The sequence below is a fragment of the Oscillospiraceae bacterium NTUH-002-81 genome (genome assembly GCA_032620915.1).
In the GTDB taxonomy this organism is placed as follows: domain Bacteria; phylum Bacillota; class Clostridia; order Lachnospirales; family Lachnospiraceae; genus JAGTTR01.
Map to the genome: position 1 here is coordinate 2547871 of CP136052.1, position 22813 is coordinate 2570683.

A 22813-nucleotide genomic window follows, 5' to 3' on the forward strand; every position below is an offset into this window, starting at 1 on the left:
GCTCAGCAGCTTTCCAGAACCTTCAACAGGTAGTTCCACACCCGCTTCACGGACGGGATGTTCAGCGTCTCATCCGGCGTATGGATATCTTTCATGTCCGGCCCCAGGGAAATGCAGTCCAGTCCCGGCAGCTTGGCGGAGATCAGGCCGCACTCCAGCCCTGCGTGAATGGCCTCTACCACCGGCTCCTGGCCGTACATCTCCCGGTAAACCTGCACCATCAGCTCCCGAAGCGCAGAATCCGGCCGGTATGCCCAGCCCGGATAGCCGCCTGCGAAATCCACCGTGCCGCCCACGAACCGGATCATGTAGCCGATCTTATCCGCCAGCAGCTGTTTTTCTGATTCCAGAGAGCTGCGGATGGACAGGACAAACCGCACGCTGTCCTCCTGGGTTTCCACAATGCCCAGGCTGAGAGACGTCTGTACCAGCCCCTCGATATCCGGGCTCATGCGCTGCACGCCGTTTGGAAGCGTAAAGAGCAGGAAGATCAGCTTCTCCACTGTCTCATAGGAAAATGCCTGCAGCTCCTGATGTTCCCCCAGCTCCAGTCCGATCCGGATGTCTGGATCACAGCTTCTGAATTCTTCTGTAAGCTCCTCCTGTAACTTCTGCACACAGGCCTCTGCCTCGTTCTTCTGATCTGCCGTCAACACCAGCGTGGCCTCACAGCTCTTGGGAATGGCGTTGTCTGCCTGTCCGCCCGCAATGGATGCCACCGTGAATTCCACACACTCGGCCAGACGATACAGGACGCGGCCCATCATCGTGTTGGCGTTGGCCCTGCCCTTGTCGATCTCCGCACCGGAATGACCGCCCAGCAGGCCACTGACCGTCACCTTACACACCGTTCCCGCTGCTTCCATATATGTCACCGGCAGATGCAGTCTGGCCCGGACGCCGCCTGCACAGCCTACGGTCAGCACACCCTCTGCCTCGGAATCCAGATTGATCATCCAGCGGCTTTTCAGTTCTGAGGCATCCAGCGCCTTGGCACCCAGCAGGCCGATCTCCTCGTCCACGGTGATCACGGCCTCCAGTGCCGGATGTTTGATATGATCCGCCTCCAGGATGGCCAGCATATACGCCACGGCAATGCCATCGTCGCCGCCCAGCGTTGTACCCTGGGCGTTGATGTTGTCTCCATCCACCGCCAGCCGAAGACCGTCCTTCTCAAAATCATGTTCCACACCGGGATGTTTGGCGCATACCATATCCATATGCCCCTGCAGCATCACCGTTGGTTTGTCCTCGTAGCCTTTGGATGCCTCCTTAAAAATCACCACGTTGTTTGTGGTATCCTGAAGATAGCGAAGGCCGTGTTCTCTGGCAAAACCCGCCAGATAGTCACTGATGGCTTTCGTGTTGCCCGATCCGTGGGGGATCTGACAGATCTCCTCAAAATAATGAAATACCCGAAGTGGTTCCAATCCTGCTAAAACGCCCATTGTCTGTTTTCCTCTCTCTTTCTTCCTATATCTTTTTCTTCTGTTTTTTTCATGAAGCCATTGGCCTGCATTCTATCATTTTCAAACCATGTTTATCCTATCGTACCTGACATTTTCCGCTGCACTGGCGCACGTCCAACTTGCCTCTGCTTTACCGGCACGGTTGGTATCTGCCTCAAAGCTTCCAGCGACAACTGCTATGGCCGCCCTGCCGCCATTTTTATCAGTTATTTTCAATCATGATACTACCATATATTTCTTTCACGATTATCCTTCTGCTTCGTCGCCCATGGTCAGAAATTCCATATATGTCTCTATGGCTTCATAATATCTGGCAAGCTCCATGCTCTCATCCGTCTTGTGGCAGAGCGCCGGGCTGCCCGGCCCGAACAGTAAAGTAGGCACCTGTTTTTTTCTTAAAAATACCGATGCATCGGTGAAAAAGTTGATGCCCATATCCTCCGGCACCTTTCCCGTAGCCCGCTCTGCGGCTTTGCGAAGCTGTTTTGCCCGATGATGTCCTCTGGAAATCTCCACCGGGATCCGCTCATTTAAGATCTGCACCTTCACTTCCAGCCCCGGGTAGGAAATCTCCATTACCTGCTTCAGACTGTCGATCTCCTGCAGAAGCTTTTCGTGGCTTACTCCCGGCACAGTACGCACATCCATGATAAAACGCACCTCATCCGGGATCATGTTGTTGGCCACGCCGCCGTGCACCTGGGTGATGGATGCCGTTGCCTGAGACAGCACCGGGTGCTCCATACAGGACACGTATGTCTTGATCTGCTGGCACAGCTCGAAGCCGATCTCCGCCGCATTAATGCCCATCCACGGATAAGCACCGTGACACGTCTTTCCCTTTACTGTCAGCTCCAGCCAGATACAGCCCTTCTGGGCAATGCCCAACTGGCAGTCCGTCGGTTCCCCGATGAGCAGAAAATCCGGATCTCCGAACAGATTCCCTTCCAGAATGGCCGCCGCACCAGCGCCTCCCTTTTCTTCATCACAGGTACCCAAAAACCGCACCGTCTCCCGGGGCTTCACACCCCGCTCTGCCAGCAAGTGCAGCGCAAACGCCATGGCACACAGGCCGCTCTTCATATCGCTGGCGCCCCTGCCGTAAAGCCTGCTGTCCTCTTTGATCACCGGCACCGCCGGATCCGTGGCCCAGGCGCTCACATCCCCGTAGGGCACCGTGTCCATATGTCCGTTCCATACCATGTAATGATCTGTCTCTTCCCCCGGCACCTCCAGGATAAAATTGCCCCGCTTCTCATCGATCTGCTGCACTTTCGCCGGATACCCGGTATCTGAAAAATAGGATTTCAGATAATCTGCCACATCCGCTTCCCGGGATACCCCGTTGACACTGGGAATCGCCATCACCTTCATCAAAAGGGAGAGGGCCCGCTCCCGCTCTTCGGCCGTTAATTTATACATAAAGATTCCTTCTTTCCCGCTAACTCTCAAACTCTGGTTTCCCGCGCTGCCGCGCTCTATTGCCTGCTGACGCAGCCGGAACCTTCGTTAATGGCTTCGCGCCCAATCTCACGAACTCGCACTGTCGTGCTCTATCGCCTGCTACCGCAGGCTGTTCGTTCTATTCCTTCGATTCCAAACTCAGGTTCCCCGCGCTGCCGCGCTTTTACTGCCTGCTACCGCAGGCGGAACCTTCGTTAATGGCTTGTGAAAAACAAATGTCTGCTGACGTAGCCGCTTGTTTTTCCCTGCGCACATTATTATACCATGCTTTATCATAAAAAACCACAGGAGACATCTCACGAATTGTGATCCTGTCCACTGTGGTTTTTATTCATCCGGCGATGCGCATATCGTATCGCGCGAACCTCTTATTTTGTCAGGTAATCAATGATTTCCTTGAACAGCTGATTGTATTTCTCCCACTCGCAGAATTCCGGCGGTGCCCAGTGGGGTGCGAAGTCGGAGGTGAAGACACCGCTTCTGCCTTTGCCATAATCTGCAAAGGCGATGAAGGGATCTCCCTCTACGGTTGCCACCACATCAGCCTCAGGCTTGGCGATGGTCTTGTTGTAACCCAGCACGTTTGGGAATTCCTTGGGCAGTCCGGCCAGTGCCTCATGTTCTTTGACAATCACGGGGATCACACCGTCGCAGTGCTCCATCCGGTCATCCACAGTAAGTACCTCTACCGGAAGAACTTCCTGCACGGCGGTGTCGTGCCATTTGCCTTTGGCGTCTACACCGGAGAAGGTGAGATAGCCGCCTACCATGAGCAGTGCACCGCCATCCAGAACATAGTCGCGGATCACCTTGGTACGGTCGGGCATTTTTTCACTGCGGGCGAAGGTTGCTGTGGGAAGCAGCAGTGTGTTGGCACCGATATCCGACAGCACCACGCAGTCATATTTTTTTCAGTTCCTCTACGGTAAACGGAAAGCCGTCGGTTGCCTCATGGTTGGGCAGGAAGGTGTAATCATAGCCTGCTGCCTCCATAGCCTGGCGGAACCACTTTTCTCCGGTCTCGTAGGTAGAAGTGTAAAACGCGTCAAAGCCTTTTACATGAGTGGTATAACTCATCCAGGATTCTCCTGCCAGAAGTATTTTCTTGCTCATAGTCCAATCTTCCTTTCATATTTTGTTTTTGTGTATTCTGTTTTATTCTGATCCATTTCGTCCTGCACCGGACATTCCTCCATGTCTGCCGTCTGATCTTCCTGCTGTTACTTCTGCGCCCAGGTAAGGATCAGCTGAGCATAGATGAAAATGCAGTCCAGGTAAGCGTCCAGCTCCACATATTCATTGGGAGAATGGCACTGCTCCAGATTACCGGGGCCGAACTGGATGGTAGGGCACCCGGCAATATTTCTCCAGATTCTGGAATCACAGCCTGCAGGGGAACCCACCGTGCGCACCGGTATGCCTTTACTATGCCGGAAAGCTTCCCGAAACGCATTGACAAACATGTGCTCGGTATCCATCTCGAAAGCACCGCCCGCCTGATACATGGTAATCTTCGGCGGATGATCCTTCATCCACGGATCATAAGTTGCCACACCCATAACCGTATCGGTAAATTCCTTTACCACCATGTCATAGGACATCTGCCGGGGCAGATAATGGATGCAAGTCTCAAAGTAACAGTTTCCGGCCACCGTGGAACCGGCGGTTCCGCCATGGATGACGCCAATGTTCAGGTTCGGCGCCGGAAGCAGCGGATGCCGGTAAGTCAGCAGCCAGGTGTGTTCCATCTCCGACAGAGCATTGATGACCTTCATGGCTTTTTCAATGGCGCTGACGCCCAGCCATTTGGCGCCGGAGTGATTGGCTTTTCCCTCAAATTCCACCCGGAAGAACACGAAGCCCATATGGGCCAGGATCAGCTCCCCGCTGGTGCCCTCGCAGTTCACCACGCCGTCTGCGCGGATGCCGTGCATGGCCGCCTGCATGGAACCGTTACCGCCGCCCTCCTCGTCACACACGGAGGTGATGGTCACGTCGCCGAGCAGCTCATATCCCGCATCCTTGAGAAGCTTCACCGCCAGGGTGGAGGCCAGCAGCCCGGCCTTCATATCCGCGGAACCCAGGCCGTACAGTCTGCCGTCTTTGATGGTCGGCTCATGGGGAGGGGTCTTCCAGTCCGCTTCATTGCCTGCGGGCATGGTGTCGATATGGCTGTTGAACATGATGCTCCTGCCGCCATTTCCTTTGAAGGTGGCATATACATTGTACCTGCCATCGTAGTTGTGTCCCAGATTGCCCTCGTTATATTTGCGCAGGCACTCCTGGATCACCGCCTCCTCCATCTGGTCTTCCACGATGGAATCCGCGCCCATATCCGCAAACAGGGCCTTCATATATTCCTGTCCTTCTTTTTCCAGACCACCGGCAATGCCGTGGCCCAGATCATGGGTGTCGATGGCCACCAGATCCGCCAGCTTCTGTATATACTCGTCCCGGTGCTCCACCAGAACCTCCTTCAGATCCCTCATCCCGATTCTCCTTTCCAGACTGCAGAATTATTTTCCACATCAACCGTAATTTCGGATGCCTTCCTCCACGATGTCCCAGAATTTCTCCACATCCACGTCAATGGCCACCTTGGAATTGGGCTTCTTGTCCGATAATCCAAAGAAATCACAGTTGGTCCTGCCGTAGCTCTGCTCACTGCGGTTGTCGATCTCGGTGTACATCTCCTTCACCGTCAGCACCGACGGATCAATCAGGTATGCGCACGTCACGGGATCATGCAGCGGGCCGCCCTCCCAGCCAAACACTTCCTTCTGGGTCTTGTTGAAGAACGCCATCAGGTCTGCAAACAGATGGGCTGCTTTCGTGTCGATGGCACGCATCCGGTCCACGATGGCCGGATAGCAGAGCACCTTTCTCGTCACATCCAGTCCCACCATGACGATGGGCACGCTGGAATGGAATACCACAGAAGCCGCATCCGCATCCGCATAAATGTTAAACTCTGCCGCCGGGGTCACATTTCCCAGCTGATAGCAGCCGCCCATGAGCACGATCTCTCTGATCTTGGAGGTGATCTTCGGCTCCATGCGCATGGCCATGGCAATGTTCGTCAGCGGGCCGGTGGGCACCAGGGTGATATCCCCGTCGGATGCCATCAGCGTCCTGGTCAGGTAATTGACTGCATGCTCCTTCTCGGCACTGCGGTTCAACGGTGCAAATACCGGGCCGTCCAGACCGCTTTCCCCGTGGATCTCCGGGGAAGTCACCCGTTCCCGGATCATGGCCTGGCCGCAGCCCTGGTAAACCGGCACGTCAATGTCCAGATGCTGACATACCCGCAGCGCATTGATGGTCGTCTTCTCCAGCAGCTGGTTGCCGCCCACGGTGGTGATGCCCAGAAGCTCCAGCTTCGGGCTTCTGCCTGCCAGCAGAATGTTCACCGCATCATCGTGTCCGGGATCACAGTCCAGAATCACTTTTCTTCTATCCATTTTCGTTTGTCCTCCTGTTTGTCTCTTCTATATGCCAATCGTTCTCCTGCTAAATTGGTTCGCGCCTACTGGCTCACGCCGGTAAGGGAACTCTTCTTCTTCTTCTCTGCCGCCTGCTTGGAAACCAGGGAAATGACCAGTACCACAATGGTGATCACGTAGGGCATGAGCAGCACGATCTGGGATGGCACACCGTAAGCCTGTACCCGGGCACCCACAGAATCTGCAAAACCAAAGATCAGACAGCCGATGGCTGTAAAGATCGGGTTGGCGTTGCCGAAATACATGGCAGCCACACCCATGAAACCACGGTTGTTCGTCATGCTCTCCCGGAACAGATTGCTGTATCCTAAAGACAGATGGGCCCCTGCCAGACCGCCGATGAGACCGGCGATGAGGATGGCCTGATATTTCATGCCGTTGACATTGATGCCGGCTGTCTGGGCTGCCTGCTCGAACTTACCAACCGCCCGCAGCCGCAGGCCCCATACGGTCTTATAAAAAACAAACCACACGGCGATCACCAGAATGATGACAAACCACTCGGTGATGCTCCAGTCGTTGAAAATGTCGTTGAGCACCGGAATATTTTTCAAAAACGGAATATGTACCTTGGGAATGCCGATGATCTTCGGGTCAGAGAAGGAACCCTGCTGCCCCAGAATGGCATTCAGAAGATACTTGGTCAGGGCCACTGCCAGCAGGTTGACGCCCATACCGATGGCACAGTTGTCCGCCTTGTAGCGGATGTGGCCGATGGCGATGATCCATGCCATGAACATGCCGCTCAGCATTGCTGCCAGCACCCCCAGAATCCAGCTTCCCGTGGTGTAGCTGATGGCAACCGCCATAAATGCGCCCATGAGCATGATGCCCTCTGTTCCGACATTTAAAATGTTGGCCTGCTGGGTGATAGCCGCGCAGAGCGCCGCATAAATAATCGGTGTAGAAGCACGGAAGGTCGCATAAATCAGGGATACATTGATAATATTGGAAAATTTCATATATTACGCCTCCTGTCCTTCCTTATCGGATTTCTCCGATTTTTTCTTTTTCTTACTGCCGTAAAAGGTAAACAGCAGATCCATGGTTGCCACACAGATAAAGGTGGCTGTGATCGTATCAACGATGGACTTAGGTACGCCCGTACTCTGCTGCATACCCATAGCGCCGGCCTTCAGGACAGCCAGGAAGAAGGATACGATGGGGCCGACGGCCACGTTGCTTCTTGCGATCAGAGCTGCCAGCATCCCGTTGGAACCAAGTCCCACTGCAAAGTTGTCCAGATAATATCCATACACGCCCAGTACCTCGATGCAGCCTGCCATGCCGCCCAGGGCACCGGAGATCATCATCGTCTGTACCAGCACCTTCTTGGGCTTCATGCCGGTGTACTCCGCATGTACCGGGTTGGTACCAACGGTGCGCACCTTGTAGCCGAAGGTGGTCTTCTTTAACATCCAGCCGATAAAAATCACCGTCAGGATGGCGATAAACATGCCCGCATTGGCGTTACTCGGTTTTAAAAACTTCGGCAGCGTCACGGTCACCGGCAGGGACTGGCTGTTGGCCACACCCGCACTCATGGGGCCGCTGACGAGATAGGAAGCGATGTACTGTGCCACCGAGTTCATCAGGATGGTGACGCACACCTCATTGACCCCATATTCCGCTTTCAGGAAACCGGGGATAAAGGCCCAGGCCGCACCCACTGCCATGGCACCCAGGAAACAGGTTACCAGCAGGATCGGAGCCGGAAGAAAGGTCCAGTTGATCCCGATATAGGCTGCGGTAATACCACCCAGGAATACCTCGCCCTCAACGCCCACGTTGAACGCACCGCCTTTGGCTGCCACGGCAAATGCTGTGGACGTCAAAAGCAGCGGGGTAAAGCTTGCCAGTGTGGTTCCGAATTTCAGCTTTCCATTGAAAGCCCCCTTGATCAGTGCAGCATAGGCATCCAGCGGATTCTCACTGATCATCAGGATCAGCACCGAACCGATGACCATAGCAAGGAGAATGGTCAGAACCCATTTTCTTATCATTACGATCTTGTTATTCATGAGCATACTCCTCCTTTGTCGTATCACGACCGCCCATCATCAGAAGACCCAGGTTGTCCTCGTTGGCTTCCGATGCATCCATGCGACCGGAAATCTTTCCTTCATACATAACCACGATCCGGTCAGAAAGAGATAAAAGCTCTTCCAGGTCTGCGGAAATCAGAAGCACGCCCAACCCCTTCTCCTTCACATCCTCCAGGATAGTGCGGATAGATTCGATAGCGCCGATATCCACACCTCGGGTGGGCTGGGATGCCACCAAAAGCTTTCCGCCGATGGCAACCTCTCTTGCCACAACGATCTTCTGGGCATTACCGCCGGACAGAGACTGGGTGATCATCTCCGGATCCCGTGGACGGATATCAAACTTCTCCGACAGCTCATTGGCATAATCCGTGATCGCCTTATTGTTCAGAAGGAATCCCCTGGAAAACGGTGCGTCCTCAATCTGTACCGCTACCAGATTCTCCTTGATGCTCATATTCCGGTTCAGGCCTCTCGTATTTCGATCCTCCGGCACATGGGTCAGGCCGCTTTTCCGGATCTTCTTGGGGGAGAGATTGGTGATATCCTGTCCGTCCAGGTATACCTTACCTTTCTCCACCTTACGCAGGCCGGTGATGGCCTCGATAAATTCGCTCTGGCCGTTGCCGTCGATACCGGCGATGCCGACGATCTCCCCGGCACGCACTTCCAGATCAATGCCCCGGATCTTGGAGATCTCCTTTTCTCCCGATGTCCACAGGTTCTCCACCTTCAGCACCACATCGCCTACCTTGGCAGCTTTCCGCTCGATATTCAGGAAAACCTCCCGGCCGATCATCATCTTGGCCAGCTCCTTCGGTGACGTATCCTTCTTATCCACAGTGCCAATGTACTGACCCTGCCGCATGACGCTGATCCGGTCAGAGATCTCCATGACCTCATCCAGCTTATGGGAAATAAACACGATGGACTTGCCGTCCCTGCGCAGATTCTCCAGAATCTCAAACAGCCGTCTGGCCTCCTGGGGTGTCAGCACAGCCGTGGGTTCATCCAGAATGATGATCTCGGCGCCCCGGGTCAGGATCTTGATGATCTCTACACGCTGGGCCTCACCGACGGAAATCTGGTTGATCCGCTTATCCATCTGGATATCCATGCCATACTGGTCAATGTACTGCTGCACTGTCGTCCGGGCTTTATCGAAATCAATGGTCATTCCCTTCTTCGGTTCAAAACCAAGGATGATATTTTCCAGAACGGTCAGTTCATTCACCAGCATAAATTCCTGGTGTACCATCCCGATGCCCTTTTCGATGGCAAGCCTGGGCGTGATCTGAGTCAGTGGTTCTCCTTTTACGATGACTTCTCCGCCATCAAAATCATACATACCGTAAAGCATCTTCATCATGGTGGATTTACCGGCACCATTTTCTCCGATAAGGGAGTGGATCTCTCCCTTTCTGAGCGTAAAATTGCCGTCCTTCACTGCATGAACTTCACCGAAACTCTTCACGATATGGTTCATCTCAACAACATATTCACTCAATCTTCGTTCCCCTCTTTCTCTTACTTGTCGTTTTGGAGACATGTACGGACAGAGCCTGGGATGTTCTGCCCCTGCATCTTTGCAAAACGAAAATGCAGCAGGAAATGCATTTCCCATTATACAAAAGGGGCAGGCCCTCGTGGATAAAACCCAAAGAGCCAGCCCCTCCCTCCTGCTTATCTTACCTGATGCCGTATGGCTTTAGTTCTGCGGTCCGAAACCATCGTAGTTTTCAACAACGATCTCACCGGAAGTGATCTTGTCAGACAGCTCCTGTACCTTGTCCAGGATCTCCTGTGGGAACTGATCGCCCAGTGCCTCTTTGATCACAGCGAAATCTGTTAAGCTTACGCCGCCGTCAGCAACGGTCAGGTATGCGGTAGATCCGCCCTGGAAAGAACCATCCACAACAGACTGCACTGTCATGTAGCAAGCGGTATCTACTCTCTTCACCATGGAAGTCAGCACGGAACCCGGCTGATCGTTATCCTGGTTCAGATCTACGCCGATGGCATAATGTCCTGCATCCTTAGCTGCCTCCAGGATACCAGGGCCAGTACCGGATGCAACGTTCATGACGATATCAGCACCCTGGTCATACTGTGCCAGTGTCAGCTCTTTGCCCTTTAACGGGTCATTCCATGTGCCTGCAAATGCCTGCAGGATCTGGATATCGGGATCGATGTACTTCGCGCCCTGCTCATAACCTACGAAGAAATCATGCAGAACCGGGATATCCATGCCGCCTACCCAGCCGATAATCTTATCGGAGTTCACGCCCTCGATCTCATCGTGTGTGGTAAACATCGCTGCTGCCGCACCTGCCAGGAAGGAGCCCTGGTTCTGTGCGAAGCTGATGGACTGGATGTTGTCACCCTCAACGGTGGTGTCGATAACGGCAAACTTCACATCGGGATAGCTTGCACAGTATTTCTTCATATACTCTTCAAAGTTGGAAGAAGAACAGATGACCAGGTCATATCCGTCCTCACAAACTGCCAGCAGGTTTGCCTCCCACTCATCAGCGGTGGTACCTTCCAGCTCTTTTACTTCTACGCCAAAATCCTTCTGGGCTTTCATCAGTCCCTCATGACAGGAGTCATTGTAGGATTTGTCTCCGAGAAGTCCGGAATAAACGCATGCTACGCGGATTCCGCTTGCATCAGCGGCGCTGTCCGTCTCTGCTGCTGCGTCATCGGTTGTCTCCTCGGCTGCTGCATCGTCCTTTGTGTCAGCTGCTGCGCTGTCACCCTCGGACTTGTTCCCGCATGCTGCAAGGCTGAATACCATGGCAGATGCAAGAAGTACGCTGAGTACTTTCTTTTTCATAATTTCTACCTCTCTTTCTGTTTACAAAAAAATGCCAAAACACCTTTGAAAAAACATGAAATTAATGACCAGTCATTCTCCAAATTTTATCAGGTATCTCAGCACATCTTTGTAAAAATATGTATTTACTACATGTCTAAATTATAGAAACTTCCCTGGAATTTGTCAATACAAAATTATCAAATTCCTTTTCATTTTCACTCGTTTATTATTCATTTTGCACAATTTTTATAATCTTTGCTTATAAGCCTCCTACTACTATTTATGAACATCTTTACCCATGTAACGCATGAAAATCACGTATTTTCCCCGTTTTTCCGGGTGCCTGCGGCATAATTCAGTACCGCCGCAATGCGGTCTCGCGGAGCATTTTTATATGATAGGATGCAATTTCCTATCGTATAAAAAAACGCCGTCCCGGAGGGGAGGATTTTTCTTCTTCCGGGACAGCATTTTCTGATCTGTGAAATCTGTTCTATTTTTTAATGACAATTTTTCTGAAATTCTTCTTGCCGCGCTTGAACACCAGACCGTTCTCAAAAGCATCCGGCTCGTACTCCGTGTGGATGTCGGTCACTTTTTCACCGTCCACGGTCACACCGCCCTGCTCCACCGCACGGCGTGCCTCGGAGCGGGATGCGGTCAGGCCGCTCTTTACGAGAACGCCCAGCACATCCAGTTTGCCGCCCTCGAAATCAGCCTCGGTCAGCTCGGAAGTGGGCATATCAGCCGCATTGCCGCCGCCAAACAGCGCTCTTGCACTCTCCTGGGCTTTGCCTGCCTCTTCCTCGCCATGTACCAGCTTGGTCAGCTCGAAAGCCAGGATCTCCTTTGCCTGGTTCAGCTGGCTGCCTTCCCAGTGATCCATCTCGTCGATCTGCTCCAGCGGCAGGAAAGTCAGCATCCGCAGGCATTTCAACACATCTGCGTCGCCCACGTTTCTCCAGTACTGGTAGAACTCGAAGGGGCTTGTCTTCTTCGGATCCAGCCATACGGCGCCGGACTGGGTTTTGCCCATCTTCTTGCCCTCGGAGTTCAGCAGAAGGGTGATGGTCATGGCGTAAGCGTCCTTGCCCAGCTTCCGGCGGATCAGCTCCGTGCCGCCCAGCATGTTGCTCCACTGGTCATCGCCGCCGAACTGCATATTGCAGCCGTAGCGCTGGAATAACTCATAGAAATCGTAGCTCTGCATGAGCATGTAGTTGAATTCCAGGAAGCTTAAGCCCTTCTCCATTCTCTGCTTGTAGCACTCGGCCGTCAGCATCCGGTTGACGGAGAAATGGGGGCCGATCTCCCGCAGAAAATCAATGTAGTTCAGATCCATCAGCCACTCGGCGTTGTTGACCATCATGGCCTTGTCGTCGGAAAAATCAATGAAACGGCTCATCTGCTCCTTGAAGCAGTTGCAGTTGTGCTGGATCGTCTCCACGGTCATCATCTGCCGCATGTCAGAACGGCCGGAGGGGTCGCCGATCATGCCGGTACCGCCGCCGATGAGGGCAATGGGCTTATTGCCTGCCATCTGCAGACGCTTCATCAGGCACAGGGCCATGAAATGACCTACGTGCAGGCTGTCTGCGGTGGGGTCAAAGCCAATATAAAATACCGCTTTTCCGTTATTTACCAGTTCCTTGATCTCTGCTTCATCTGTGACCTGGGCAATGAGTCCTCTTGCCACAAGCTCGTCATACACTTTCATTTTCTTCTGCTCCTTTTCTCTCTCGAAAATCTTTGTTTTCAGTGACGGTTCTATGGGGGATCCCCCTGACGGCCGCGCTCCCTACGATTGCCATTTTACTGTTCAGCCGCGCCATTCGTAAAACAAAAAAGGGACAGCTGCCGTCCGATTAAGGACGGGAACTATCCCGTGTTACCACCTTATTTCACAGACTGCTCACACAGCCTGCCTCTGCGGGTACGCTTCTGATACCCTGACACTGTAACGTGCATCATCCCGCCGCAGCCTACCAGGTTGTCCGTTCGGTGCGGAGCTCAAGGAGGTATTCCGAATCAGCTTCCCCTGCACCTCTCATCCACCGGTTACTTTCTGTAGCTTTCCCTGATCCGTACTTGTTCCTGTCATTGCTTTTGCATTTATATGGGCATTATAAGGGATGATTTTTTCCCTTGTCAAGCCATTATTCCGTAATAGTTACATAACAGTTCACTCGCATTATTTCATAACAGTTCACTCGCGCCATTCGCATTATTTCAAGTATATGCTCTCCAACAGCGCCGTGCCGGTCTTCGTCTGGAAAACGGTGTCCCGCATATGGAGGATATTTTCTCTGGAATAGCCTGACTCGTCCGCATTTACCAGATAATCCGCCTCCAGAAGGATCTGATAATCCAGACCTTCCACGCCCTCGTAGGTGTGATGATGGCCCACCAGATACGCGATCCGGGCAATCTCCTCTCTCGTCAGCCCTGTATCTGCAAGAAAACTTTCCGTCAGCGCCGGGCCTTCCGCCTCCTGGTATTTCCCGTTGGTGTTGCCGTATTTGTTCCGGCACAGCGGGCAGGCAATATCATGGACGATGGCCGCAATCTCCGTGATCTTCTGCAGCTCCTCCGACAGTCCTTCGCCTTTGCCGATGATACGGGCATAGCTGTGCACCTTCATCAGATGGTTGATGTCCTTGCGATTGCCCGCAGAGTAGTCGATCATTTTCACAAGGATCCGTGATATGGTCATTGTTTCTGTTCTATTTTCCATGAAAGATGCCCCCTTTCCTATATGAAAGAACTTCAGAGTGCCAGCTCCAAGGTTCCGCGGTTCATTGCGGAGAACCACCCGTCAGGCTAGTGCTGTCATTCATCACCGTCTAACCATTTACATCTGTAGTAGCCAACTACAGATGCCAATACGGAGACAAGAAATGCAATGATATATTCCAAGTGAGACACCTCCTTCCTGCTGGAAAGAGTCGACAGCACTTAAAGGGTAACATATTCCATCTCATATTACAATAAAACAGTTGATTTTATATAAAAACCAGCATATAATACAAATAGCTAAAAAATGCAATGAAATGTCCAAGTGGACGTGAAAAAACCTGAAGTGCCAGCTTCAGGTTTTTTCATTGTCTGTCTATGATTATCTATTTTTCTGTTACGCCAGAATTCCCGTGGACTGTAAGAACAGAATAAACATGAGCACCGGTGCAATGTAGCGGATCATTACACTATACATGGCTTTCCTTCTGAAATGCTCGCCGTTGCGCTCCATCTCGCCGATGACATACTGGGGCTTCATGATCCAGCCAATGAGGATAGTGGACAGCAGGGAGATCAGCGGCATCATGACGCTGTTGCTGATGTAATCCATGATATCCAGAAGTTGACCCACAGAGCCGTTGGGCAGCGCAACTTCCACATAGAACACACTGTAGCCCAGCGAAATGATCGCGGATGCTGCCAGATAAATCACCGCCAGTACCAGAACGACTTTCTTCCGGCTGGCATGGAAGATCTCCACGCAGTTGGCCGCAATGGACTCCAGCACGGAGATACAGGAGGTCAGTGTGGCAAAAATCGCCGCCACGAAGAACAGAATGCCCACAATCGTTCCGGCTTTTCCCATGGCCGCAAATACCTTGGGCAGGGAAATGAACATCAGACTGGGGCCTGCGCTCATGCCGTCGGTGCCGGAAAACACATAAACTGCCGGGATGATCATCACACCAGCCAGCAGCGCCACGCCGGTGTCAAACAGTTCGATCTGGTTCACTGCCCGGTTCAGATTCACCTCCGGCTTCACGTAAGAACCATAGGTGATCATGATACCCATGGACACGCTCAGGGAGAAAAACAGCTGACTCATGGCATCCAGCAAAATCTGCAGAAAGCGTTTGACCGTCAGCCCTTCCACATGGGGCGTGATATAGTACAGGAAGCCCTGCATACCGGTGCGCACCTGGCCGGAAGCGTCCGTGCCGCGCAGCGTCAGGGAATAAATGGCGATGACCACCACCAGCACCAGCAAAATGGGCATCATAAACCGGGATACCTTCTCGATACCATCCTCCACGCCGTTGTACACGATCAACGCCGTCACGCCCATAAACAGCAGGGCAAACACCACCGGGGATACCGGAGAGGTGATAAATCCGGTGAAGTAGTTATCCTGGGCAGCCGCCTGGGCCTGTCCCGTCACATACACCACTGCATATTTCGTGATCCAGCCGCCAATCACCGCATAGTAGGTCATGATCAGCACCGGCACCAGGAACGTCAGAATGCCCAGGAATTTCCACCGGGGCCGCATTTCTGTGTACGCGCCGATGGCGCTCTTGTGGGTTTTCCGTCCAATGGCAATGTCTGACGTCAGCAGCGTAAAGCCGAAGGTCAGCACCAGCACCAGATAAATCAGCAGAAACAGTCCGCCGCCATCCTTTGCCGCCAGATAGGGGAACCTCCACAGGTTTCCGACGCCCACCGCACTGCCTGCGGCAGCCAGGACAAATCCGATCTGCCCTGAAAAATGATTTGATTTCTTTTCCATAGTTTCTCTTCTCTCTCTCTTTTTGTACTTGCCAGTTCAGCATAACACACGGTATCCAAACGGTCAACTTTATCGACTTCTCAAAAACTCAGAAAAAAAGAGCCCCACGCTTAGCCTGGAGCCCTGGAATGAACTATTTAACTGATCCGTACCAAACCGTACCACTTTTTCCATAAGTAGACGAAAGGCGAAATCCCCCATTCTATAAGGGATTCCGCCGATCAAAGGCAAGCTGCTGACGGGAATCGGACCCGTGACCTCCGCACTACCAATGCGACGCACTACCGACTGTGCTACAGCAGCATTAACACCGAAAATTATAATACCATAGGGTTCTCTATATGTCAACACTTTTCCAAATTAATTTTGAATTAATTTTCGGTGATTTGTTTGATCTTTTTTTTGATGCGCTGCAGAGCGTTGTCCGTGGCCTTGGAACTCTTGCCCAGGGTGTCTGCGATCTGAGAATAGTTCATTCCACTTAGGTAATAGCGCAGCACCTCCCGCTCGAACCGGCTCAGCTTTTTCTCGATGAGGTCTTCCATGTCCTCCAGGTTTTCCCGGGCAATGAACAGTTCCTCGGGATTGCGGTTCCGCACGTCATTGGCCGCGTAGGAAGCCCGACTGCTGGTCTGTTCCTCATTGTCACTGTCGGAAAGGGAGACGTAGGAATTCAGCGGCTGATGCTTCTGCCGCTGGGATGCCTGCACAGCCGTGTACAGCTGGCGGCTGATGCACAGATCCGCAAAGGTATGAAAGGAAGCGCCCCGCTCCGGGTCAAAGTCACGGATAGCCTTGTAAAGGCCGATCATGCCCTCCTGGATCAGGTCGTCGTTGTCACCCCCGATCAGGTAGAGGGCGCGAGCCTTCTTCCTGACCAGGTTTTTATGTTTTTCCATCAGATAATCCCGGATATCCTCGTGTCCTTCCCGCAGGCGACTGATCAGTTCTTCATCTGACAGTAAGTTATACTGCTCCACCTGTTTTTCCTCCGATGCCTTACTTCTGCACGTTCATCCGCTGGCGGACGATCTCAAATGCCATGACACCGGCTGCCACGGAGGCGTTCAGGGAATCAATGTCTCCCTTCATGGGGATGGATGCCGTAAAATCACATTTCTCCCGGACAAGGCGTCCCACGCCCTCTCCCTCGTTGCCGATGACCAGGCCGATGGGGCCGGTAAGGTTGCACCGATACATCACTTCGCCGTCCATGGCGGCACAGACGAACCAGAGGCCTTCTTTTTTCAGATCCTCGATGGTGGCCGCCAGATTGGTCACTTTGGCCACCGGCGTGTAGTTCAGTGCACCGGCAGAGGTACGGGCCACCGTTGCCGTCAAACCGACCGCTCTGCGCTTGGGAATGATCACCCCGTGGGCACCGGCCAGATTGGCGGTACGGATGATGGCGCCCAGATTATGGGGATCCTCGATGTTGTCCAGCAGGATGATAAAGGGCGGCTCGCCCTTGTCCTTTGCGATCTGCAAAATGTCCTCCACGTTGGCGTACTCATAGGCAGCCGCATAGGCGATGACCCCCTGATGCTTGCCGGTCTCGGACATCTGATCCAGCCGCTCCTTTGCCACGTAGCTGATGATGCAGTCGGTCTTCTTCGCCTCCCGGACGATGGAACGCACCGGCCCGTCCTGGCAGCCATCCTGGATAAACAGCTTATCAATGGTCTTTTTGCTGCGAAATGCCTCCATCACGGCATTCCGGCCTTCGATTGTCAGTTCTTCATATCTCATATTTTTTCCTCAATTTTTATTTTCTGTCATTCCGCGATAAATCCCTGGCTGACAAATCCTGCGTACACCAGGTCGATCAAACGCTTTTGCTCCCCTTTCAGGTACAGATAGCCCATGAGTGCCTCAAACCCCGTCGCCTTCCGGTAATCGGACATGCTGGCATTTTTGGCCATGGTGGGGGATTTGGCGTTGCGGCCCCGGCGGTAAACAGACAGTTCTTCCTCGGTGAGGCTGTCCTTTAACGCCTCGGCCATGGCTGCCTGGGCGGCAGCTTTGACCATGGAACTGGCCTTCCGATGCAGCTTGTCCGGCCGGCTGTTGCCCTGATCCACCAGAAATGTCCGCACCACCAGCTCATAGGCCGCATCCCCGATGTACGCCAGCGTCAGCGGGGAATAGGTCTGGATATCCACCTGGGGCAGGGAAAATTTTTTCTTTCAGATAAATTATGCTCTCGTCCATACGACTCCCTCACGGGTATCCTTCAGCACGATGCCCCGGGCCAGCAGCTCATCCCGGATCTCGTCTGCTCTTGCAAAGTTTTTTCTCCTTGCGGGCAGCCTGCCGCTCGGCAATGAGCTTCTCGATATCCTCATCCAGGATTTCCTCTTTCTTTTCCACAATGATGCCCAGAATATCACAAAGGGTCACCAGTTCTTCCCGCAGTGCGGCAAAAAAGCGCTGGGAATGAGCGTCTGCCGCATGGATATTGGAAAACTTCACCAGCTCGAAGATGGCGCTGATGGCGTCTGCAGTGTTGAAATCGTCGTCCATGGCTTCCTCAAATTTCTGCACATAGGTTTTGGCCTCACGAAGAAGCGCCTCCTCTGCCTCTGTCAGCTCGCCCTCCCCATTTCCGGCCAGACGTTTCAGCAGATCGGCTGCAGTGATGATCCGATCCAGGCCGTTCTTGGATGCCTCCATCAGCTCCGCGCTGAAATTTAACGGGCTGCGGTAGTGGGCGCTGAGCATGAAGAAACGCAGCACCTGCAGGTCATATTTTTCACTGATCTCCCGGACGGTGAAGAAATTGCCCAGGGATTTGCTCATTTTCTTATTGTCGATGTTCAGGAATGCATTGTGCATCCAGTAACGGCTGAATTCCTTACCGTTGCACGCCTCAGACTGAGCGATCTCATTTTCATGATGAGGGAAGATCAGATCCTCGCCGCCGGCATGAATGTCGATCTGGTCGCCCAGATATTTCTTGGACATCTCGGAGCACTCAATGTGCCAGCCGGGACGGCCCTGGCTCCAGGGGGACTCCCAGTAGGGTTCATTTTCCTTCTTCGGTTTCCACAGGACGAAATCCATCTCATCCTCTTTCTGATCCTCCACGGCGATCCGCTTACCAGCCTCCAGATCCTCCAGATTTTTCTTGGAAAGCTTGCCGTAGCCCTTGAATTTCTTCGTGCGGAAATAAACGGTGCCCTCTTTTTCATAGGCATAGCCCTTTTCGATGAGGGTGCTGATCATGTCGATCATGCCCGGGATTTCCTCGGTGGCCAGCGGGTTTTTCGTGGCCGGTTTGATGTTCATGCCTTCCATATCCTTCTTGCACTCCGCAATGTAGCGGGTGGAAATCTCGCTGGCAGACACGCCCTCTTCGTTGGCTTTTTTGATGATCTTGTCATCCACGTCCGTAAAATTGGATACAAAATTCACGTCGTAACCCTTGTACTCCATGTAGCGGCGCACGGTGTCGAAAACAATCATCGGACGGGCATTGCCGATATGGATAAAATTGTACACGGTAGGGCCGCAGACATACATGCGCACCTTGCCGGGCTCCAGCGGCACAAATTCCTCTTTTTTCTGTGACATGGTATTATACAGCTTCATGTTCTTTTCTCTCCTCCAGTTGTTTTTTCAGTTCCTCTATCTCCATTTTCATGACAATATTCTGTTCCCACAGCTCCGCCAGGTCGCGGTACACCGGATCCGGCAGATCCACCTGGTTCATGCTGCTGCGCGGCGTGTTGTCGTTGGCGCTCTTGACGATCCTCCCCGGCACACCCACGACGGTACAGTTGGGCGGCACCTCCTTGAGTACCACAGAACCGGCACCGATCTTGCAGTTATCGCCGATCTTGAAGGAACCCAGGATCTTGGCGCCTGCGCTGACCATCACGTTGTCGCCCAGCGTGGGATGTCGCTTGCCCTGCTCCTTGCCTGTGCCGCCCAGGGTCACGCCCTGATACAGCGTCACGTTGTCACCGATGATGGTTGTCTCGCCGATGATGACGCCGCTGCCGTGGTCGATGAACAGGCCCTTACCGATCTGTGCCCCGGGATGGATCTCAATGCCGGTCTTTCTCGCCGCCCGCTGGGACACCCATCTGGCCCAGAAAAAATGCCCGGCGCAATACAGCTTGTGAGCCACCCGATAGCTTAAAATAACTTTAAAGCTGGGGTACAGAAATACCTCCATATTCGATTTGATGGCCGGGTCACGCTCCCGGATCACCGCGATTTCTTCTTTTACATACTTGATCAGTCCCATACCGACGCCTCCAGTAAAACCTTATAATAAGAAAAAGAACGCCTCCATCTCCAAAAGAGACGAAGGCATTCGTGGTTCCACTCTTATTTCGAAGACCTCTCGGGTCTTCCTCTGACGCGTAACGTGCGCGACCCGTCCCCGGCTAACATACGCTCACCGGAGCAGCTCCCGGATGCACTTCACCTGCCATCCAAACCGGGAATGCTTTCAGCCAGTGACAATCCCTCTCTGATGCCGGACATGCCGGAAACCCGGCACAGGCTACTTTTCCTTTCACAGCCTTTTTCTCTTATATCAAGACTTATTCCATCATATGAAAAAACAACCGATTTGTCAAGGCTTTCCGGATTGTCCGGACGTTTTTCACAATATCAGTGTCCGTGAGGCTTTCGCTCCAGATTTTCTTTTCCCAGACTCCTGTCCTCTTTCAGGAACAGTCCTTCCAGAATCGCCAGCGGGAGCAGCGTGGCCCAGATGGCCTTTCCGGACCAGAGATCACAGAGCACCGTACCGGCCACCACGCCACCGAAAAAACTGAGCAGCATACACACATGCTTACGCCACGCCAGCCGATGGCTTTTATCTTCCCGGTTCATGTGCCGCAGTTCCCTTGCCAGTCCAATGCCTACCTGACGGATATGATTTGTCACAAAGGTTGTGGCCATGGGTGTCCCCTGCGCCTGCCGGAACGTATTGTACTGCATGGAGGCAATGAAATTGATGGCCACCTGAGAAATCTGTACCGGCGCTGACTCCGGCAAAAATCCCAGCCCCACAATAAATGCCATCTCAATGGCCAGCAGCATGCTCTCCCAGCGGATCCGCAAGCGATGCTTCACCGGATTCGGACAGAGCTCCGAGACAAACGCACCCAGCATATAGGCAGAAATCGGGATCAGATAATACCGCGCCTGTTTCCAGTTGGCAGCCCCCACAGCCAGGCCCAACAACACCACATTGGCCGTCTGGGCGTTGCAGAATGTGTTGCCCCGCAGCAGGTAAGTAAACGCACCCCCAAAATCCCGACACCGCAATGAGCGTATAGTAAACCCCGTTTTTCTCACAAAATAAATAGTCTGTGTTGGCAGCCTCTCCCCTTGCCATCATCATTCCCCTCTTCCAAATTTCCAGTTTCTTTAGCTTACACTCTCATCCACCATCAGCGTATCCGATGCCGTGGAGCGCGGCAACTTCTTCTTATGCTTGTCTGGCATTACACGATCTCGTTCAAAAAGACATGTTCATACAGAGAAAGTTTTCTCCACACATCCCGCACCTCCGGCGTCATCCGTTCCAAAAGCGTTGCCGAAGCTGCCGGATCTCCGTCTGGAAATAACAGCTGCACAAACTCATCCACAGAAAGCTGCATCACAGGCACATTTTCTCCACAAAAACGCGCATCTCCAACAACATTTTCACATCTTCCGCCATCGCCGCCAACAACAGCGGTTTCGACGACAGCGGCTCCGATAATAGCAGTTCTGGTGGCTGCAACTCCAACAGCAGCGCATCCGGCAGCAGTGGTTCCAACGACAGAGGCTCCGATAGCAGTAGCTCTGGCAACTGCAGCTCCAATAGCAGCATCCCCGACGCCAGCAGATTTTGGGACATCAGAAATCCTCTCCCAGCGGCTATCCACCTCACTTACCTGCCACAAAAAACACCCGGTATTGTCCGACAGGATCGGATCTTCCAGTTCCAGCACCAGCGCCACTGGACAGATGGCACGAACCCCTGCTGTCAGCACAGACAGATCCAGTGCCCGGGCCATGATCACCGGACGGACAGGTTCCTGTTTCCAATTTTTATTTTCAGGTTCCACTTCAAAATGATCCCAAAGATCCATTCCATACACATACAATGGCCGATGAAATCCCTGAAAGCATTCCGTCAGCGCTTCCCCCTAACTGCTCTGACTTCTCCAGCAACGGCTCCCGGATCTCCACCGCCTCGTCACAGGTATAGGCCACCAGCCCCGCCCGGCGTCCGTCCTGCAGCATCCAGCAAAGATCGCCGTCCTCCGCCCGACATTCCTTTTGCAGAACACGATAATAGTGCGCGTCCCGGACGGTGCGCACCTGAATGTGCCTGCGGGACAGCAGCTGTTTCGCCAATCCTGCGACCTCTTCCATCTCATCTTCTGCCACGGAACATAACTTCCACACAAAGTTTCTGCTTTCAAAAAAATCCACATTTCCCTTTTGATGCGCTGCTTTCGGTTCCTGCAGCAATCCTGTATTCGCAGGGCTGTGATTTTCGGCAAGCATTCCAGGTGCTGCATCAGCCAGCGCTCCCAGTACCCCCGTCATGCTCTGTTGCCGGTAGATAAACCGAAATCCAAAGGGCCGGTAAATGGCCTCCGCCGCAGGCATCAGAAACAAAAAGGGCTGTTTCTTCGCCTGACGATCCTGCATGGCCCGCTTTAGCAGCCGCGCCATCATCCCCTGATGCCGATACCGGCTGTCCGTCGCCACCGCGATCACGTAGGCCGCCTCCACCTGCGCCGCCCCAAGCTGCAGCCGGTAAGGATTCAGCTGAAGCATGGACAGAATCTCTCCATCCCGCTCCAGCACCAGAATCTCATTATCTGCTGTTTTTATATGATAATAATAATCCAGAAACCGTTCGCTGTCCTCCGCGAAAATCCGCTCCCACAGCGCCCGCGTCCGGTTCTTTTCCTCATCTGGCAGGTATCTGATCACTTCCGCCATATCGTTCCCCGCCTTCTCCCGTCATCTAC

18 protein-coding genes, 1 tRNA gene and 2 pseudogenes are annotated in these 22813 nt (G+C 53.2%); all 21 read right to left on the reverse strand.

Going from position 1 to position 22813, the window contains the following annotated elements:
• Nucleotides 1-2: 2 nt before the first annotated feature.
• The 21 genes and pseudogenes from RJD28_12585 to RJD28_12685 all read right to left on the reverse strand — a co-directional run bounded on the left by RJD28_12585 (nucleotide 3) and on the right by RJD28_12685 (nucleotide 22784).
• Nucleotides 3-1448, reverse strand: coding sequence for an aminoacyl-histidine dipeptidase (locus RJD28_12585; protein ID WNV57118.1), 1446 nt, complete (start codon nucleotides 1446-1448; stop codon nucleotides 3-5).
• Between the two features lie 267 nt (nucleotides 1449-1715).
• Nucleotides 1716-2891, reverse strand: coding sequence for a M20 family metallopeptidase (locus RJD28_12590; GenBank protein WNV57119.1), 1176 nt, complete (start codon nucleotides 2889-2891; stop codon nucleotides 1716-1718).
• A 410-nt stretch (nucleotides 2892-3301) separates the two neighbouring features.
• Nucleotides 3302-4046, reverse strand: a pseudogene (locus tag RJD28_12595) (glutamine amidotransferase).
• Nucleotides 4047-4153: 107 nt separating this feature from the next.
• A complete protein-coding gene (locus RJD28_12600) occupies nucleotides 4154-5422 on the reverse strand; it encodes an ArgE/DapE family deacylase (protein WNV57120.1) in 1269 nt (422 codons plus the stop codon).
• A gap of 39 nt (nucleotides 5423-5461) precedes the next feature.
• Nucleotides 5462-6394, reverse strand: a complete 933-nt coding sequence (locus RJD28_12605) for a nucleoside hydrolase (GenBank protein WNV57121.1) — start codon at nucleotides 6392-6394, stop codon at nucleotides 5462-5464.
• 65 nt (nucleotides 6395-6459) lie between these two features.
• Nucleotides 6460-7398 carry an ABC transporter permease gene (locus RJD28_12610; GenBank protein WNV57122.1) on the reverse strand — a complete coding sequence of 313 codons (939 nt, stop codon included), beginning with the start codon at nucleotides 7396-7398 and terminating at the stop codon, nucleotides 6460-6462.
• Between the two features lie 3 nt (nucleotides 7399-7401).
• Nucleotides 7402-8457: an ABC transporter permease gene (locus RJD28_12615; GenBank protein WNV57123.1), complete on the reverse strand. Its 1056-nt coding sequence runs from the start codon at nucleotides 8455-8457 to the stop codon at nucleotides 7402-7404.
• Entirely contained in the window at nucleotides 8450-10030 is a 1581-nt protein-coding gene (locus RJD28_12620; protein WNV57124.1) for an ABC transporter ATP-binding protein, read from the reverse strand. The genes RJD28_12615 and RJD28_12620 overlap by 8 nt, the downstream gene beginning before the upstream one ends.
• A gap of 159 nt (nucleotides 10031-10189) precedes the next feature.
• A complete protein-coding gene (locus RJD28_12625) occupies nucleotides 10190-11317 on the reverse strand; it encodes a BMP family ABC transporter substrate-binding protein (GenBank protein WNV57125.1) in 1128 nt (375 codons plus the stop codon).
• A gap of 475 nt (nucleotides 11318-11792) precedes the next feature.
• Nucleotides 11793-13016 (reverse strand): tyrosine--tRNA ligase, encoded by a 1224-nt coding sequence (tyrS, locus tag RJD28_12630; GenBank protein WNV57126.1) that lies wholly within the window; start codon nucleotides 13014-13016, stop codon nucleotides 11793-11795.
• 507 nt (nucleotides 13017-13523) lie between these two features.
• Complete coding sequence (locus RJD28_12635; GenBank protein ID WNV57127.1) at nucleotides 13524-14033, reverse strand: phosphohydrolase; 510 nt, start codon at nucleotides 14031-14033, stop codon at nucleotides 13524-13526.
• Nucleotides 14034-14429: 396 nt separating this feature from the next.
• On the reverse strand, nucleotides 14430-15821 hold the full coding sequence (locus RJD28_12640; GenBank protein ID WNV57128.1) for a sodium-dependent transporter: 1392 nt from the start codon (nucleotides 15819-15821) through the stop codon (nucleotides 14430-14432).
• Between the two features lie 230 nt (nucleotides 15822-16051).
• A tRNA-Thr gene (locus RJD28_12645) sits at nucleotides 16052-16124 on the reverse strand.
• 68 nt (nucleotides 16125-16192) lie between these two features.
• Complete coding sequence (sigH, locus tag RJD28_12650) at nucleotides 16193-16801, reverse strand: RNA polymerase sporulation sigma factor SigH (protein WNV57129.1); 609 nt, start codon at nucleotides 16799-16801, stop codon at nucleotides 16193-16195.
• Between the two features lie 19 nt (nucleotides 16802-16820).
• Nucleotides 16821-17570: a 23S rRNA (guanosine(2251)-2'-O)-methyltransferase RlmB gene (gene rlmB, locus RJD28_12655; GenBank protein ID WNV57130.1), complete on the reverse strand. Its 750-nt coding sequence runs from the start codon at nucleotides 17568-17570 to the stop codon at nucleotides 16821-16823.
• 26 nt (nucleotides 17571-17596) lie between these two features.
• Nucleotides 17597-17983, reverse strand: coding sequence for a ribonuclease III domain-containing protein (locus RJD28_12660; protein ID WNV57131.1), 387 nt, complete (start codon nucleotides 17981-17983; stop codon nucleotides 17597-17599).
• Between the two features lie 33 nt (nucleotides 17984-18016).
• Nucleotides 18017-19412 (reverse strand): annotated as a pseudogene (gene cysS, locus RJD28_12665) (cysteine--tRNA ligase).
• Nucleotides 19399-20073 (reverse strand): serine O-acetyltransferase EpsC, encoded by a 675-nt coding sequence (gene epsC, locus RJD28_12670; protein WNV57132.1) that lies wholly within the window; start codon nucleotides 20071-20073, stop codon nucleotides 19399-19401. The pseudogene cysS and the gene epsC overlap by 14 nt, the downstream one beginning before the upstream one ends.
• A 371-nt stretch (nucleotides 20074-20444) precedes the next feature.
• Entirely contained in the window at nucleotides 20445-21107 is a 663-nt protein-coding gene (locus RJD28_12675; protein ID WNV57133.1) for a YoaK family protein, read from the reverse strand.
• A gap of 179 nt (nucleotides 21108-21286) precedes the next feature.
• Nucleotides 21287-21895: a hypothetical protein gene (locus RJD28_12680; protein WNV57134.1), complete on the reverse strand. Its 609-nt coding sequence runs from the start codon at nucleotides 21893-21895 to the stop codon at nucleotides 21287-21289.
• Nucleotide 21896: 1 nt separating this feature from the next.
• Nucleotides 21897-22784, reverse strand: a complete 888-nt coding sequence (locus tag RJD28_12685) for a GNAT family N-acetyltransferase (GenBank protein ID WNV57135.1) — start codon at nucleotides 22782-22784, stop codon at nucleotides 21897-21899.
• Nucleotides 22785-22813 lie beyond the last annotated feature (29 nt).